The organism is Companilactobacillus futsaii JCM 17355 (assembly GCF_001435505.1).
GTDB classification, from domain to species: domain Bacteria; phylum Bacillota; class Bacilli; order Lactobacillales; family Lactobacillaceae; genus Companilactobacillus; species Companilactobacillus futsaii.
Window position 1 is genome coordinate 19476 of record NZ_AZDO01000039.1, and the last position, 16150, is coordinate 35625.

The 16150-nt window shown below is 35.3% G+C and carries 15 protein-coding genes and 1 tRNA gene; 6 read left to right on the forward strand and 10 right to left on the reverse strand.

All coding sequences use genetic code 11. The annotated features are described in order from the left end of the window. Positions 1 to 208 precede the first annotated feature (208 nt). Entirely contained in the window at positions 209 to 1378 is a 1170-nt protein-coding gene (locus FC88_RS03735; protein WP_157060414.1) for a GGDEF domain-containing protein, read from the forward strand. Positions 1379 to 1592: 214 nt separating this feature from the next. On the opposite strand, the gene FC88_RS03740 is transcribed toward FC88_RS03735, so the two are convergent. The 4 genes from FC88_RS03740 to FC88_RS03755 all read right to left on the reverse strand — a co-directional run bounded on the left by FC88_RS03740 (position 1593) and on the right by FC88_RS03755 (position 5163). Next, complete coding sequence (locus tag FC88_RS03740; protein ID WP_057813067.1) at positions 1593 to 2258, reverse strand: DUF6198 family protein; 666 nt, start codon at positions 2256 to 2258, stop codon at positions 1593 to 1595. A gap of 92 nt (positions 2259 to 2350) precedes the next feature. After that, positions 2351 to 3814: a multicopper oxidase family protein gene (locus FC88_RS03745; RefSeq protein ID WP_057812934.1), complete on the reverse strand. Its 1464-nt coding sequence runs from the start codon at positions 3812 to 3814 to the stop codon at positions 2351 to 2353. Positions 3815 to 4075: 261 nt separating this feature from the next. Continuing rightward, positions 4076 to 4705 (reverse strand): DUF421 domain-containing protein, encoded by a 630-nt coding sequence (locus FC88_RS03750; RefSeq protein ID WP_057812936.1) that lies wholly within the window; start codon positions 4703 to 4705, stop codon positions 4076 to 4078. A gap of 8 nt (positions 4706 to 4713) precedes the next feature. After that, the gene (locus FC88_RS03755) at positions 4714 to 5163 is read right to left on the reverse strand and encodes a DUF3290 family protein (protein WP_057812938.1); all 450 of its coding nucleotides are present in this window, start codon (positions 5161 to 5163) and stop codon (positions 4714 to 4716) included. Positions 5164 to 5283: 120 nt separating this feature from the next. Here FC88_RS03755 and FC88_RS03760 point away from each other — a divergent pair, with 120 nt between their 5' ends. Both FC88_RS03760 and FC88_RS13085 read left to right on the forward strand, forming a co-directional pair. After that, the gene (locus tag FC88_RS03760; RefSeq protein WP_149029809.1) at positions 5284 to 5721 is read left to right on the forward strand and encodes a helix-turn-helix domain-containing protein; all 438 of its coding nucleotides are present in this window, start codon (positions 5284 to 5286) and stop codon (positions 5719 to 5721) included. 117 nt (positions 5722 to 5838) lie between these two features. Next, positions 5839 to 7401 carry an SLAP domain-containing protein gene (locus FC88_RS13085; protein WP_057812942.1) on the forward strand — a complete coding sequence of 521 codons (1563 nt, stop codon included), beginning with the start codon at positions 5839 to 5841 and terminating at the stop codon, positions 7399 to 7401. 48 nt (positions 7402 to 7449) lie between these two features. On the opposite strand, the gene FC88_RS03770 is transcribed toward FC88_RS13085, so the two are convergent. The 4 genes from FC88_RS03770 to FC88_RS03785 all read right to left on the reverse strand — a co-directional run bounded on the left by FC88_RS03770 (position 7450) and on the right by FC88_RS03785 (position 10382). Continuing rightward, the gene (locus tag FC88_RS03770) at positions 7450 to 7953 is read right to left on the reverse strand and encodes an acyl-CoA thioesterase (RefSeq protein ID WP_057812944.1); all 504 of its coding nucleotides are present in this window, start codon (positions 7951 to 7953) and stop codon (positions 7450 to 7452) included. A 79-nt stretch (positions 7954 to 8032) separates the two neighbouring features. Beyond that, positions 8033 to 8106 (reverse strand) — tRNA-Arg (locus tag FC88_RS03775). Between the two features lie 46 nt (positions 8107 to 8152). Beyond that, positions 8153 to 9385: a DEAD/DEAH box helicase gene (locus tag FC88_RS03780; protein WP_057812946.1), complete on the reverse strand. Its 1233-nt coding sequence runs from the start codon at positions 9383 to 9385 to the stop codon at positions 8153 to 8155. Between the two features lies 1 nt (position 9386). After that, on the reverse strand, positions 9387 to 10382 hold the full coding sequence (locus tag FC88_RS03785) for a Gfo/Idh/MocA family protein (protein WP_057812947.1): 996 nt from the start codon (positions 10380 to 10382) through the stop codon (positions 9387 to 9389). A gap of 124 nt (positions 10383 to 10506) precedes the next feature. On the opposite strand from FC88_RS03785, the gene FC88_RS03790 reads away from it, so the two are divergent. The 3 genes from FC88_RS03790 (at position 10507) to FC88_RS03800 (ending at position 14103) form a co-directional block, all read left to right on the forward strand. Next, positions 10507 to 11847, forward strand: a complete 1341-nt coding sequence (locus tag FC88_RS03790; protein WP_057812949.1) for an APC family permease — start codon at positions 10507 to 10509, stop codon at positions 11845 to 11847. Positions 11848 to 11914: 67 nt separating this feature from the next. Continuing rightward, a complete protein-coding gene (locus tag FC88_RS03795) occupies positions 11915 to 13234 on the forward strand; it encodes a PTS transporter subunit EIIC (protein ID WP_057812951.1) in 1320 nt (439 codons plus the stop codon). Further along, a complete protein-coding gene (locus FC88_RS03800; protein WP_057812953.1) occupies positions 13234 to 14103 on the forward strand; it encodes an alpha/beta hydrolase in 870 nt (289 codons plus the stop codon). Before FC88_RS03795 ends, FC88_RS03800 begins: the two co-directional genes overlap by 1 nt. On the opposite strand, the gene FC88_RS03805 is transcribed toward FC88_RS03800, so the two are convergent. Then, positions 14104 to 14292, reverse strand: a complete 189-nt coding sequence (locus FC88_RS03805) for a hypothetical protein (protein WP_057812955.1) — start codon at positions 14290 to 14292, stop codon at positions 14104 to 14106. Positions 14293 to 14503: 211 nt separating this feature from the next. Beyond that, a complete protein-coding gene (gene rlmD, locus FC88_RS03810) occupies positions 14504 to 15862 on the reverse strand; it encodes a 23S rRNA (uracil(1939)-C(5))-methyltransferase RlmD (RefSeq protein ID WP_057812957.1) in 1359 nt (452 codons plus the stop codon). Positions 15863 to 16150: the final 288 nt, after the last annotated feature.

Sequence of the window (16150 nt, forward strand, 5' to 3'; positions counted from 1 at the left end):
TCATTTTGATTATAAATGTTTAAATATTCTTTTTTGTGGATTATTTTTTTGGTAAAATAAGAATTCAAATTTACGTTATACATATCATGAATTATCTCGTATAATGTAAAGTATGTGATAAAAAAAACATGCTAAATGTTTTAAATTAGTCATGCTAAAAAAATTAAATTGAGGAGTAATCGTGTCAAACATTATCTTAGAACGTATTATGAATAATTACCTGAATACTAATTCAGCAATTATCACGCTTGTTACGATTGGATTAATTACAATAATCACAATTGTAGCTTACTCACTCGAACGAAGAATCAGTAACTCTTCTCCACTTTATCAAAGACTATTCGCCCATTTAATTGAAGGATTAGTCTTGGCAGCTAGCATGATAATGTTGCAGCAAATTTTTCACATTTTGAATAGTGGCTCAATTAACCATGGTTGGTTGTATGCTAATGCTCAATTGACAATTTTATTGTATTGTATGTATTTAATCAGAAACCAAATCACTTTGTGGATAAATATCCTGATGCCCTTTGTTTATTACAATTCAATGAATATTGAACGTTTGGAAAATACCGATTTACCATATTTTATCGTGTCATATCTTTTCTTAGTAGCCATAGTGATTTTTATTTATCTACAAACAGAAAAGCTACAAAATTCAGAATGGAAATACTTGATTCTACAAACGCTCTTCGGTTTATCATGGTGGATCTTATTGTGGGTCGATCATAGTTTTCCAGTCTATGAAATTATTAATATGTTGATTGTCTTTTTAATTTACATGTCGATTATCCGATTTTGTGCCAAAAAGGTTCAAGAAACAATGCTAACCTACAACGATTTACAAGTCCAAGTCAATTATGATGAACTGACTGGTATTAGAAACCGTGCTAATTTAGATAAAACGGCTCAAGAGATTTATCAAACTTATCATAACGAAAATGTACCTTTGACGGTAACAATGTTTGATATTGACCACTTCAAAGAATTCAACGATCAATATGGCCATTCTACAGGTGACGAAGTACTCAAGCACGTTGCTCATACCATGGAACGTGAAATGTTTTTAACTGATACTAAGGGACAATTATTCCGTTTTGGTGGCGAAGAATTCATAATTATTTTTCGTGGCAAAACTCCTAAACAGTGTGTTCCAATCATTACTGATTTGCGTAATTCCTTAGTTAATACACCTCTATTTTTGAAAGGCCAAAAGTTAAACGTCACCATCTCATTTGGTGTTTCACAGTTAAGAAAATCTGACTTAGACTTTGATGATCTTTTCAATCGTGTTGATAAATACTTATACGAGTCCAAAAACTCAGGTCGAAATCGTCTAACCGTTGAAGATGAAACTGTCGATTTTGATGAAAAATAATAAAATAAAACCTCGCTGAGTTATACATTTCAACGAGGTTTTTTTGATACAAATATTCTTTTAGATTCCTTTTTTCGACAAAAAAATAGTGAGAAATTAATCTCACCGTCGGGAAGGAATCAGTTGTTTTTAAATCTGGTAGTCCCTACTAGTCATAGTAAACCATGTGGGCTACTATCGCAAGACAATTGAGCAATTATTCTAACTCTTTTTTTTAAAACGAATAATGATGCTTTAATGAAGGAACAACAATTTTGTCGGAAATACCAATAATAACTCCTTGGAAAAACATCGCCAAAATAGTACCAATTCCAACTGACAAAATATTCCCCGTCAAAACAAAACAAATGATCATAATTACTACTGGTGGCGTATAGCTTAATAACTGTCCCCAACCGGCAGAACCATGCAAATATTTGAAACGTAGTAAGTAAGCCAGTTCATCATTAGGGTGTTGGATCAAATTGCATCTTTGATAAATTGAAGTTCCAATCGAAACACCAATCAATCCTAAAATATTAACCATCAATCTCATTAATAAAGGTAATTGATTCAGTCCAAGTGGATTTAAAACATTTGAAAAGATACCGACCAAATAACTAAATGGAAATGAAAATAATAAATTAGAAATAAAAATATGACCATCGAATTTTCTCAAAAGTATTTGATTAGCAATCGTGACCAAAACCGCATAAACGAACAAGGTCGTTCCATATGGTGAATGCAAAAATGCTGAAATATTGACCGCTGAAGACATCCAAACCGCACTCCCCATATTGCTGTCGATCATCACTGCATTCGAGAATGCATCCAAAATGATTGCAAAAATCAAATATCCTAACCGAATCTTAAATTTACCCAAATCAATATCCTTCTTCATTAAAAAAGCAATACCAACCAACGTTAGTATTGCCTTTCTTATTGACAAACTTTACAAAACGAGTTTAAAACTAGTCAAAATATTTGTCAATTTTATTTATTTTTTGGGTGATTCATTTCATCCATACTAATCAAATGATATTTATGTTCATGATTTGGATCATAAGCTTCAATTTGAGCCATCATACCAGTATCTTCGTGTTCGAGGATATGGCAGTGATACATGTAAACACCAAATTTTGTGAATTGAACAGCGATTCTAACTGTTTCACCGGCGTTAACACCAACAGTATCCTTCCAACCATGTTCATTAGGATAAGGTTCTTTACCATTACGGCTAAGAACTAAGAATTGACAACCATGCATGTGAAATGGGTGAATCATACCACCATCCATATCATTAGTATTAACGACGTCCCAAAGAACAGTGTCGCCAACTTTTTGCTTACGGTCAATTCTTTGCATATCAAAGAGCTTGCCATCCAAACGTACTTGGTCATCCATACCTGACATAACGGTTCTAGTTACAGGAAGTCCTGGAGTTACTTTTGGTGCATCGATAGTTGTTAAGTGTTCTGGTAACTTCGTATCATCCTTGGCAAATTCACCAATCTTAAATTTCATAATTGGCATATCATCTGTCATCAATGTGACGACGTCTCCTGGCTTCTTGTCACCAAAATCAACGATAACTTCAGCACGTTCGGCACAAGTCAACATCAATTTAGTAAATTTAACTGGTTCTGGCAACGTACCACCATCAGAAGCAATTTGAGTAAATTCATGGTTATCGTCAAAATGCAATCTCCATTCACGACGATCAGAACCATTCAACATTCTCAAGCGAACTCTTTGAGTTGTTACGTTGAAAACACCATTGATCGTACCGTTAACTAAGGCATACTTCCCTAAAGTACCATCAACATCGTAATCAGCTTTGTAATCCAATTGGTTATCGTGATAACTTCTATCTTGTAAAATCACAGGAATATCATCGACACCATAATTTCTTGGGAATGGAAGTTTAGCTTCTTCATCATCTGTTACGACAACAGCAGCTGCCAAGCCATTCCAAACTTGGCGAGCTGTATTTGGACATGGATGTGGATGAAGCCAATCTGTTTGAGCTGGTTGATCCAAAGTAAAGTCAATATCACGACTGCCATTTGAATAAACTGGAGCGTGTGGACCCCCATCAACAACTGGTCCAGTGACGTTTAAACCATGCCAATGGAAAGTAGTAACTTCTGGCAACTTATTAACGAGATGAATGTGATAGTGTACACCTTGTTTAAAGATAATTGTTTGACCAAGCAATGAGGCATTGTAACCCCATGTTTTAGTTTTCTTACCAGGAAGGATTTGAGTTTCTCCCTCCTGAGCTGTAATTGTGTAGTAGACGTCATTTCCATCTACTTTATCTGGCTTGATGACTGAAGGAATATTCAATGGTTGATCTTTTACATCAGCCCTCTCTAGTGGAATATAACCACCGTCGTGTAAGTCAAAAATTGGTTCATCAAAAAAGTAATCATTGTAAACTTTTGAATCTGACATTTATAATCGCCACCCTATTTAGTTTTTGATCGAAACGTGCAAATACAATTTACTAAAGCTTCTATGAACATGCCTATTGCCATCATATACATTGCAATCATATTTTTATCAGCGAAAACGAAATATAACAAAATTGCATAAAAAATCAGCATGAAAACGGAAAACGCCTTAGAATTTGTCATGTTATCACCACCAAAGTTTGTTACCTTTCTATTTTAATACAGTTGTACTTGTAATAAAAACCGTTTCGGGATACCTAACTTAATATTTATAAACAACTAATTGGCCACCAATGTAATTAGCCATATAAATATCTGAAGCTTCTAAATCACGTTTTTTTAATTCTTCTTCGATCCAGTCACTATCTTTGCCGATAGCCTCTAATTCGTCATGATCAATTTGTCCATCTAAAATCACTGGATATTTGAGATTATCTTCATTTTTCATAATGATTGTTAATTGACCATTGCGTTCAAAGACAGCCCGTTTAACATTTCTAATGTCCATGATCCCGGCTTGACGTAACTTAAATGACAAGTCATTAGCTGACAAGCCATTTTTCAAAGCTAAGTTAACATCGATCTTGCCGTTTTTCACAATAACTTTGGGATCACCTTGAATGACCTTTCTGAATAAATTATTGTGATTAGTTAAGAATTTAGCCACGAAAACTACCAAAGTCCAAATCAATAAGACTAAGGCAAATTGCAAGATCGTAATGCTAGAATTGTAAATCATCCCACCAACGATTCCACCTAAAACGTAGTTTTGCAATTGATCGATAGCACTAGTTGGTGCAATATTGCCACGACCAAATAAATTGATCTGTAAAACCATGAATAGGAAGCCGATAATAAACTTTAAAGTTAAATCTCCATATTGTAAGACCATTATTTCACCTATTTCTTAATCAGATTAATTTTTTGCGAACTGATGATACTAGCTTTCGTTAGTGTATAACTACTTAAATTATTGTCAAAACTGACTCGATAAATATCTTTACCAGCTTTAATCAACATACCCTCTGTCAAACTAGAATTATTTGAATAAAGCTTCTTTTTAGAAACTTTCTTTTCTTTAGCAACTGATGCCATTAAATCTAACGTCTGACTAGTCTTATTACTAATATCGAGTTGCTGCTCATAATTGTTGTAGTTAATACCAATGAATAGGAAAATTCCAAACGCAAAAATAATTAATAAATCACGATATTTATTATCAGAGCGGTTTCTAAAATACAAAAAAGCAGTTACAAAAATTGCTACAGCCAAAATAATAATTCCTATAATAAAAAGAAAATTCGGTTCATTGTTGTGATCAACCAAATATTGATACGAATAAAAATTCATCTTTATCCCCTCGTCTACTTTTATACGATTAGTATAGCAAATTGGCAAAACATGGCGAATAATCTTTGCTTGCACAAGCAATAAAATTGTTGCATAATACTAAATCGTTAATATTTTTTATTGGAGGTGATTATCATCAATCAACCATCAAATGTTTGCACTTGGTTGAGTTTGAAACATTTTGAAAATGACATTCAAACCAAGCTCGAAAAAATCTTGATTAAATATGATTTATCACCTGCAGAATTTAGTTTCTTACACTATCTTTATGATCAATACGATTCAAAAGCTAGTTTATTAGAGATTAAAGACTCCTTACACCTCAGTTCAGCTGCTGTTTCACGAATGGCGGTCAGACTGGAAAATAAGCCCTGTAAGCCGATTATTCGCTATCACAGTAACGACAATCAAAAAGAAGTCTGCTTACAAATTACCCAATCAGGGATCAATCATTTTAAAGAAACTGCTAAAATCGTCGACGAAGCTTTAAAAGAATCCTTTGCTAGTAAGGATTTTGAAGCGTTACGCGACATGATTTTAGCCACTAATATTCATTAAACAGGCATAATAAGCCTGTTTTTTTTAATAAATTTTCCTCAATGTAATAAAACGACAATAGCTGTCGTCTTGATTTGATATATTTTTCTTGTAAACAATTACATGGAGGGATTAGATATGAAGAAACATTATGGACCAATTGTTTTAGGGATTATTGCACTAACACTCGCTGCACCAGTAAGTAACGCTACTACGGTTTTGGCTGGAGAAGCGGCTGAATCAGAAAATACTACTGAAGAAAATCAAGGCCAAGATTCACAAGAAGAAACTGACCAACCAACTGATGAAGAGATCATTAGCACTCTAAAAAGTAACTTAGAAGAAAACCTAGAAAAACTTAAGGAAAAAAGTTCCTCAGATTCATTAGTTGCAGCTCAAAAAACTACACTATCTGATGCTTATAACGACCTATCTGCTAAAGCAGAAAAGGATTTAAATATTGATGAATTGGGAACATTAATTGACCAGACAAATGGATATCTTACTGAAGATGCTAAAAAAATTCCATATACTTATACAACACCTAAAGACGTTACAATAAATGGAAAAGCTGATACTTTGGATTCAAGAACAATACGTTTTGACGATCCTGAGAATGCCAAGTTAACAATGAGTAGTGATGATGCAGAATATTTATCATTTTCAAATAAGGAAGGTAAAACGACTGATACAATTCCATTAAGTCTAGATGAGAACGGTGAACTTTCAATTGGCTCAGATTACTTAGATGCTGATGGAAAATTAAACTTAGATTCGAGTCTAACTAAAGAAGATTTAAATAATACTATACAAAATCTCAAAGATCGTTTTACCACATTTGATGACGACGATAAGGTCGCTTTGGATAATTTCTATGACACTCTCACAAAAAATCTAGATGACTTAAATGATGATTCTACTTATACTGATATTTTGACTGCAAAAAACAATTTAAATAATGAAATCTCTAAGAGTACTACTGTAATTCACTACGGCGCCGACAGAATGATTTTGAACGTTCCTTTATTAAAGGGTCATTCGATTGCAGCCAGAATTACTGGAAGTTCTTTCTTGAATGTAACATTTAACAAAGATGCTACTAAAGTGGCTGCAGCACAAGTTGTTGATGAAAAAGGAAATCCTGTAAAAGTAGATAGTAAATATCAAGTCAGTTTAGGAACTTTGGAAAATCAGACTCAAACCGACCCCGTTACATTGGATAATGAAGTAAAACCAAAAACTAATCACAATTCATCCTCAAGTAAACCAGAAACAGAAAAACCAACGACAAAACCAACTCACACCAAATCAATCTCTAACCACCAAACTACTTTCTACGCACTACCAAATACAATTGCAACCTTATTCGATGAAAATGGTAATGCATTAAAGAACCGTGCTTTAGGTGGAGACTCATCATGGCACGCCGATAAATTAATGAAACTCGATGGCGTAAACTACTTGCGTGTGGCTACTAACGAATGGGCTAAGTTAGCCGATGGACTAGAAGTTACACCACTCAACCAAAACGTCTTCACGAAAAATAATGCTAGATTATATCAAGCTAATGGTCAAAAAGTTACTAACCGTGCTTTAGCCAAGAACACAACTTGGAGAACTGACAAATCAGCAACTATCAACGGTCAAACAATGTACCGTGTAGCTACTAACGAATGGGTCAGTGCTAACGATCTAATCTAATTTCTTATATCAAAAAGACCAGAGGTCATATGATTTCTGGTCTTTTTTTCATTGCCAAGGAAAGTGCAAACTAATATTTTGATTAAACTTCTCTTGTTCCATCAACTTCTCCAACCGTTCCGATTGGCGTTTGTGATATCCACTGCAGACGTACTCTGCTTCATCGCTATCAGGCACGATATTTGGCAAAACGATATTCTTGTCTGTTACTACAAAAGTGGAAAAACAAGTCAGACCGAGAAATCTCTTCCCGGTTTTTAGATGTTCACCAATTATTTTAGTAAAAACTTCAATTGAACGACTACCAACACCAGATACATAAGATTCCGTACACATCGAATCTTGCAAGCCAAATGGCAAAATAAAATTAACTTGATCAATTGATGCTGTTACTGTCTCGATTCGAGCAATTCGTGACGCCGCTATGGAAGAATTATCGTCAATCGTCATCAAAGTTTTACCACCAAAGACCGTATTGTGTTCATTCAAATCAGATGAAAAGACACGATGATTGCTGATTGATAAAGTATCGCTACATTTTAGGTTTTGCATAGTTTCCTCCTTATAAAAATAGAGCCACAATGTCCTTTGACATTTATGACTCTACTTCTATTCATTTATCACTTGATAATGATCCCTCCCGGGATCGAACCGGGGACCTACTGCTTAGGAGGCAGTTGCTCTATCCAACTGGGCCAAGGGACCATAAACACACTTTTTATTTTAACGCAAAAAGTGTGTAGATTCTAACTTAGTTTGATTCTTCGTTTTTATGAAATTTACGTTTACCCTTATTCTTTTGATCACGCAAACGTTTCTTAGGTTTTGAAACAGCCTTTGATTTATTTCTGTCGTTATAGCGCTTCTTCTTATCGAAGGTTGGCTTCTTAGTAAGCTTACCATCATGGTCAATGTAGACTTTTTTAATCGTTACATCAACGATGTCTTGCAATTTTCTCATATCATGGCTATTACCAAAAGTAATCACATTACCGCTCTTACCCATTCTTCCGGTACGACCAGCACGGTGAACATATTCGCTATTGTCACGAGGAATCATATAATTAACGATCGTATTAACGTCATCGATATCCATTCCACGAGCAGCTACGTCAGTCGTCAACAACAAATTAACACGCTTGTTAGAGAATAGTTGAATAGCCGTCTTTCTTTGTTGCGAAGACATCTTGCTATCTAACGTTACAAAGTTAGTCTTGTCATGATTCATATCACTGATAGCTTTGTGCAACGAACGAGAATTGTTGAAGAAGACGATTCCTAAGAATTTCTTGTCATGAGCTAATTCACGTAACATTGCATTCTTGATAAATTCACTATTAGCATCGACGAAATAATGTTTAATACCAGCTGTATAGCTAGTATCGTTTCTTTGATCGATAACTAAGAAATCTTGACCAAACCACTTGTGCATGTCTTTGAAAATATCATTGCCAGTAGCTGAGAAGAAAGTCATTTGGACATCAGCTGGCATTTGTGAAATAGTCTTTCTAACGCTCTCTAACTTGCTTTCATTCAACATTTCATCAGCTTCATCAACAATGACTGTATTTAAATTGCCAAGTTTAACTTTTCTAGCTTCAGTTAATTCATTCAAACGACCCAAAGTAGCGACGATGATTTCTGGTTTTTCTTTTAATTTCTTCAATTGGCGAGTTGGATTAGCCCCACCAGTCAATGCTTGAACCTTGCAGTCAACTAACTTTGCTAGTGGTTGAATGACATCCCTAACTTGCATAGCTAGCTCTTGTGAAGGTTCTAGGATCAACACTTGTAATCCGTCTTTAGGCACAAGCGTTTCAATCATTGGCATAACGAATCCTAACGTTTTACCAGATCCCGTTGGTGCCATAGCGACTAAATCCTTACCTTCTTTAAAAGGCATGTAGACTGCATCTTGAATCTTAGTCAAAGTTTCAAAATGATTTTGCTTAAAATAAGCTTGATATAATTTTGGTATTTCCAATTTATTTTTCCTCATCTGCTTCAAAAACAAGTCCAGCGCTTGTTCTTGCTTGTTCCAGAACTCTATTTACTATTCTGGCATATCCTAATAGTTTATCATAAGTGGCCGTATCTTTTTCCAACATAATTCTGGCAAATTCTCTAGCTTCAGAATCCATCGGATTTTGACTCTTAACTGTTGGAACATCTGTAACGTTCTTATTGTCGTCAGCCCAGTCAAGATGATGAATATCCCCACCATTATCCAAGACTAAGGTATCACGTCCAAAGTAAATTTCAGATGACATATAAGAATTCTTCGTCTTGCCGATAATAATATTGACATCAAAATCAGGATACTTCAAAGTCAAGCTGCCACTGCCATCGACACCAGAACTGAGAAATTCAGCGCTGTATTCGACTTTTTCTGGTTGACCGAATAAAACAACCGCATCATAAACTGTGTAAACTCCCAAGTCATACAAAGCTCCACCAGAGAACTTAGTTGTAAAGATATTAGGATTTTTCCCTGCCAAATAAGCGTCATAACGACTTGAATACTTCATATAGGAGAATGTTGCTCCACTAAGTTCAGCACGATGTTTATTGACGATTTCTTCAATCTTCTTAAAAATTGGTTCGTGAATATGTCTAGCAGCTTCAAATATGTAGACGCCTTTTTCTTGAGCCAATTTTTCCAAAACACTGAATTCTTGAATGTTGGAAGTACTAGGCTTTTCCACAATCACGTTCTTGTTGTTTTCAATTGCCAACTTAGCCTGACTGAAGTGCAAAGCATTTGGAGATGCAATGTAAACTGTATCAAAATCCTTTTTAAAAAAGTCATTCAAGTCAGTACTCATATCGATGTTTTGTTTTTTTAAATCAGCAACGAAACTTTGAGCCTTCTCAATTGTTCTTGAGTAAACGTGAGTTAACTCAAAAGTTTTGGTTTCATCAACTGCCTTAATAAATTGTTCTGTGATCCAATTTGTTCCCATTATTCCTAAACTAATCATAAAATCACCTCTAAGTTTAATTTTACTTATATGTAAGCGTAATTACCATAAAAAATGTTTCGTTGTATTAACAATATGGTATATAATTTTACTTTAACCATTTGAGGGGAGCACTTTTTACTTTATGAACGACGAAACAGATAAATTTAGCCTCAAGAGGGATCTCGGTTTCTTTCCAGCATTATCTACCGTTATGGGCTTAGTTATCGGTGGTGGAGTTTTCTTCAAGATTTCTAGCGTTACAACGGCTACCGGTTCTTCTAGTCTGACGATTTTAGTCTGGCTATTAGCTGGTTTCATTACGATCAACGCTGGTTTGACGGTTGCAGAACTTGCCTCCGCATTGCCCGTTGCTGGTGGTATTTATAAATATATTGAATATATCTATGGTAAAGTTCCAGCATTTCTTTTAGCTTGGGCTCAATCAGTTATTTACTATCCTGCAGGGATTTCTGCACTATCGATTATCTTTGCGACACAAGTTATGAATCTTTTAAACCTACCTAGTACTTGGCAAATTCCGATTGCTATTATATTGGCAGTTTTCTTATACTTAGTTAATTTGTTAGGTGCCAAAGTTGGTGGAAGTATTCAGTCAATTTCCTTAATTGCTAAATTAGTTCCGATCGCTTTGATCATCATTGTTGGATTATTCACACCATCAACTCATGCAGTATCACTTTTCCCAATCAATTCAGGAACGCACGCTAATTTCTGGTCATCATTAGGTGGGGGACTGTTAGCAACGATGTTTGCTTTTGACGGTTGGATGAACGTTGGTAACTTGGCCGGTGAAATGAAACGTCCAGAAAAAGACTTATCCAGATCAATTATTGTTGGTTTGTTCCTAATTACTCTAATTTATGTCTTGATTAGCTTTGTCTTTATCAAATTTTTACCTTTCCATCTCATCCCCGGAAATCAAAATGCGGCTTCTGAAGCTGCTATTAGAATCTTCGGTGATATCGGTGGGAAAATCGTTACGATTGGTATATTGATCTCAGTTTTTGGTTCCGTTAATGGCTATACTATGACAGGTCCACGTGTTAGTTACGTTTTGGGAACTGATGATGAAATCGTCTTTTCAAAATTCTTCGGAAAATTAACTAAAAAAACTCGAGTTCCAGCTAATGCCGGTTTGATTCAAACTATCATTGCTATTGTAATGATTTTCATGGGTAGTTTTGATTACCTTACCGATATGTTAGTTTTTGTCATGTGGATTTTTTCAATGATGATGTTCATTGGGGTATTCATTTTACGTCGCAATGAACCGGAATTAGAACGTCCTTATAAGATTAATTTCTATCCGATTCCACCGCTGATTGCCTTGGCTGGTGGAGGTTACATCATTATCTCTACTTTGCTTAGACAGCCAGGTTTAGCTTTCATGGGAATTGGAATTACCTTGTTAGGCTTGCCAGTTTATTACATTCACTATTTTAATAAAAAAAGGTCGCTATAATGGCGGCTTTTTTTGTTTGAGGTTATACTTTTCTTGGAAACATAAATGAAAAAAATGAGGCCTTTTCATGCAAGTTCAATTTAATAATAAATTCGAAGAAAAGTTAATTCATCTCACTTTAAAGATTCAAAAATTACTATTGTATCGAATAATTCAACGGACTTTATTATTGATTTTTCCGTTTGCTTTATTCGGTAGTTTCATCAAAATAATTCAAACCATCGTCTTAGGGAAAGAAGGCTTTTTGACCGATGTCTTCCCTACAATTGACAATGATTTTATTTATCGTCTACTTGAGAATATTGCTAACGGCTTGTACAATTTGTCGCTTGGCTGGGTATCAGTGATTGCTGTCTTTGGAGCGGCTAAGTACAGTGCTAAATATTTCAATCGTGACGATCAGCTCGCGGGTATCACCGGCATCAGTTCGTTTTTGATTGTCGACTACTCATATTCAAAAATCCAACCAATTTCTTTTCATCCCCAAATTTTAGGAATGAGAGGTTTACTTTTCGCAATCCTATGGGGGATTTTTGTTGGTTGGCTGTTCAAAAAATGTAGTAAGCAAATTCCGGTCACTCAATCGAATAATAATGTATTGGAAAGAACTTTTATTTCTTTGAAACCAATCATTTTTTCATTATTGATTGCAATGTTGTTTAGTACTTTCATCAATATTACCTACTATTCCGAAGCTCCCGGTAATTTCATCAATTCACTAGCTTCTGAATACACGAATAATAATGATTGGTCTCAATTATTTAAAACACTGATTTTTTCAATCTATACTCTGATCATGTCTTTCTTCGGTTGGTCCGGAACTTATTCAGCTCTTGGCGTTGAAAAAATGGATGTGCTATCAACAGCTAATTTAAATTATGCCTTGGAGAAACATACTGCTTGGAATGCTCCAAATCCCTTCACTAGTTCAACTCTTTATCACGCTTTTGCCACTTTTGGTGGAACTGGTTCAATCTTAGGCTTGATTATCGCTATTTTGATTATTTCCAAAAACAAAGATTTTCAAACGGTTGCTCGTTGGGCAATGATTCCCAGTATCTTTAATATCAGTGGCGGTGTTATGACTGGGATTCCTATTTTATTCAACGTTATCTTTTTAATTCCATTTATTCTTGCCCCAATTGCTAACATGTTGATGGCCGCTGTTGCCATAGCTTTGCATTTAATGCCACCTAGCGTCTATCCTGTGCCAATTGGAACACCAGGACCACTAATTGCCTTCATTGGGACAAACGGCAGCTGGAGAGCTTTAATATTCTCAATTTTGGCAGTGGTTATTTCAACGTTGATTTATATACCTTTCGTCAAAATGGCTGCTAAAGTTAAAACGTTGGATGATTTAGGTCTTGAAGAAGGTGTTAAGTAATGCGCCGTGAATTTAGAAAAAATAAAAATGTAAAATATCTAATTTTCTTAATTTTAATCTTTATCATTTTGGGTGTACCTTCTTACATTTGGACGAGAAAAAACGTCACTACTTTAGCCGGCAGGTACAACTCACCAATGTCTCCAATCATTATGATTCCTGGTTCCAGTGCTACAGCCAATCGTTTCGATGATTTGGTCAAGACAATCAATAATCAATATGGCGAACATCATTCTCTTTTAAAAATGACCGTCCATACAGATGGTAAGATTACTTATACAGGTAAAGTCCGTGCTAATGATAATCAGCCATTCATCGTCGTTGGTTTTGAAAACAATAACGATGGCTATTCTAATATCAAAAAACAAGCTGCTTGGTTCAACATTGCTTTTAACAAACTTAAACAAAGATACCGTTTCAACACTTTCAATGCCTTTGGACATTCCAATGGTGGTCTAATTTGGACTTACTTTTTTGAAGATTATTTCGACGACTCCTCAATCAGTGTTAACCATATGCTGACAGTCGGAACTCCTTATAACTTTGAAGAAAAGAACACTGCCAACCGGACTCAAATGCTGCACGAATTGATCAAGAATCGTGACAAGATCCCAACTGATTTAACTTATTACTCAATCGCTGGAACTCAATTGTACACTGATGACGGAATCGTTCCATTAGGCAGTGTTGATGCTGGTAAATACATTTACGAAGGTCACATCAAGCGTTACACCCTAATTACCTTGACCGGTTCAAAAGCTCAACACTCTGATATGATCGACAGCGAACAATTCATCAACATTTTCCACCAATATGTAGTCGATAATGGTATGAATCAGACACCAAACAAAAAAGTGCCTAAACCTTGATTAGAAACCAATTAAAGTTTTGACACCCCAAATCAACAATACTGCCGCAAAAATTAAACTAAATATCAAAGCAATCAAGGCTAAAATTACTGGACTTGATTGTTTTTTTATACTATCGAAATACTGCTTAGAAACAACAATTTGCCAAATTGCTATTAAGATTGCTCCAACCGCAAAAATTATCTTCATCGATATCTACCTTATTTCTTCATACCGTCTTTTGCTTTTATTTTATGGGTTCTTTTTCCTTTAGGCAAACGCCAAACCACACGAACTTGCCCTTTTTTAATCTCCCATAAACATCCCTGCACGGCATAACCATTTTTTGTCCATTCACCATAACGTAGCGTAAAATCAAAAATCCTTTGAAAAATAAATTCTCAAAGGATTTTTTTAATAATTATTTCAATTTAAGTTGAGTAACACTTTCAATATGGTTCGTCATTGGGAACATATCAACTGGTGTCACATCGCCAATTTCATAAGTATCGCTTAACAATGACAAGTCACGAGCCAATGTAGCCGGATTGCAACTGATATAAACGATTTTTTCTGGTTTGATATTCTTCAATGAATCAATCAAAGAACTAGCCAAGCCTTTACGTGGAGGATCGACCATCAAAACATCAACTGAGATATCATTCTTAGCCCACTCGTCCAACACATCTTCAGTCTTACCAACAACGAAGTCAGCGTTTGTGATGTTGTTAAGTTTGGCATTTTGGTCAGCATCTTTAACAGCATCTTCGATAACTTCGATACCAGTAACGTGTTTAGCCTTGTCTGCTAGTGACAAACCGATTGTACCAATACCTGAATAAGCATCGACAACATTTTCTTTGCCAGTCAATTCAGCTTTGTCGATAGCCATTTGATACAAGTTTTGAGTTTGAACAGGGTTAACTTGGTAAAAAGATCGTGGTGAAATTCGATAAGTGTGTCCCAAAATCTTATCATCAATGTACTTCTTGCCACCGAGTAAAGTCATCTTTTGACCAAAAATCACGTTAGTGTTCTTTGAATTAACATTTAAGAACAATGACTTAACTTCTGGATTGTCCAAAATTTCTTTCGTGATGTCCTTGTAATGAGAAATATCTGGTGTACGAGAAACTAAGACAACCATCATTTCACCAGTAAAGTAAGCACGACGTACCATGATAGTTCTGATTTGACCCTTTTGGTTCTTTTCATCGTAGCCACGAACGTTGTATTTACGCAAAATATCACGCACACGCAAAATTTCAGCATCAATCTTAGGATCTTGGATCAAGAAGTTTTCCATTGGTACTAAATTATGTGAACGACGACGATAAAAACCAGTTGTCAATTTACCATTAACTTGACGAACAGGAACTTGAGCCTTGTTACGATAATTGAATGGTGATTCCATCCCAACAGTTTTGTTGACGACAACATCTTTCAAACCAATCTTATTAAAGTCAGTTACGACTTGGTTGCGTTTAAATTCAAGTTGCTTGTCATATTTCAAATGACTTAAAGGAGCGATTCCAGTTTGAGCATAAACAGCATCGATGTCATGAACACGGTCTGGAGATTCCTTTAAGACTTCCAAAGTTCTCGCAAAACCGAAGTTCTTATTCACACGAGTAATAACAGCCTTAACTGTTTCATTTGGCAAAGCATTGTCAACAAAGAGTGTAAAGTCGTCAACTTTAGCAACGCCCTTACCTTCATATGATAAATCTTCGATATTCAATTCTATTTCTTGGTTCTTTTTTAAATTTGGTTTTTCCATTTTTCACCTATACATAGAAAAAAGAAGTGTCCAAAAATGAGATTCTTTCTTAACCTTGGTTAGTTGAAGTATTCCGTCCTCCATAGCGAAGAAAATTTGGCTGGAACAATGTGGGCACGACTTGGAGCCTTTGCTAAGCCCAAGACCGAGCAAAGTCTTCAAGCTCGACCTTTCACTAGGCAATAAATTGCCAAGAGAAATTTCACATTTGAGCCAATTTTCTTCGCTATTCCGGACTAGATAGTTGTTCTATTCTTTATTTCCTAATTATTTAATATAAAAGAAACG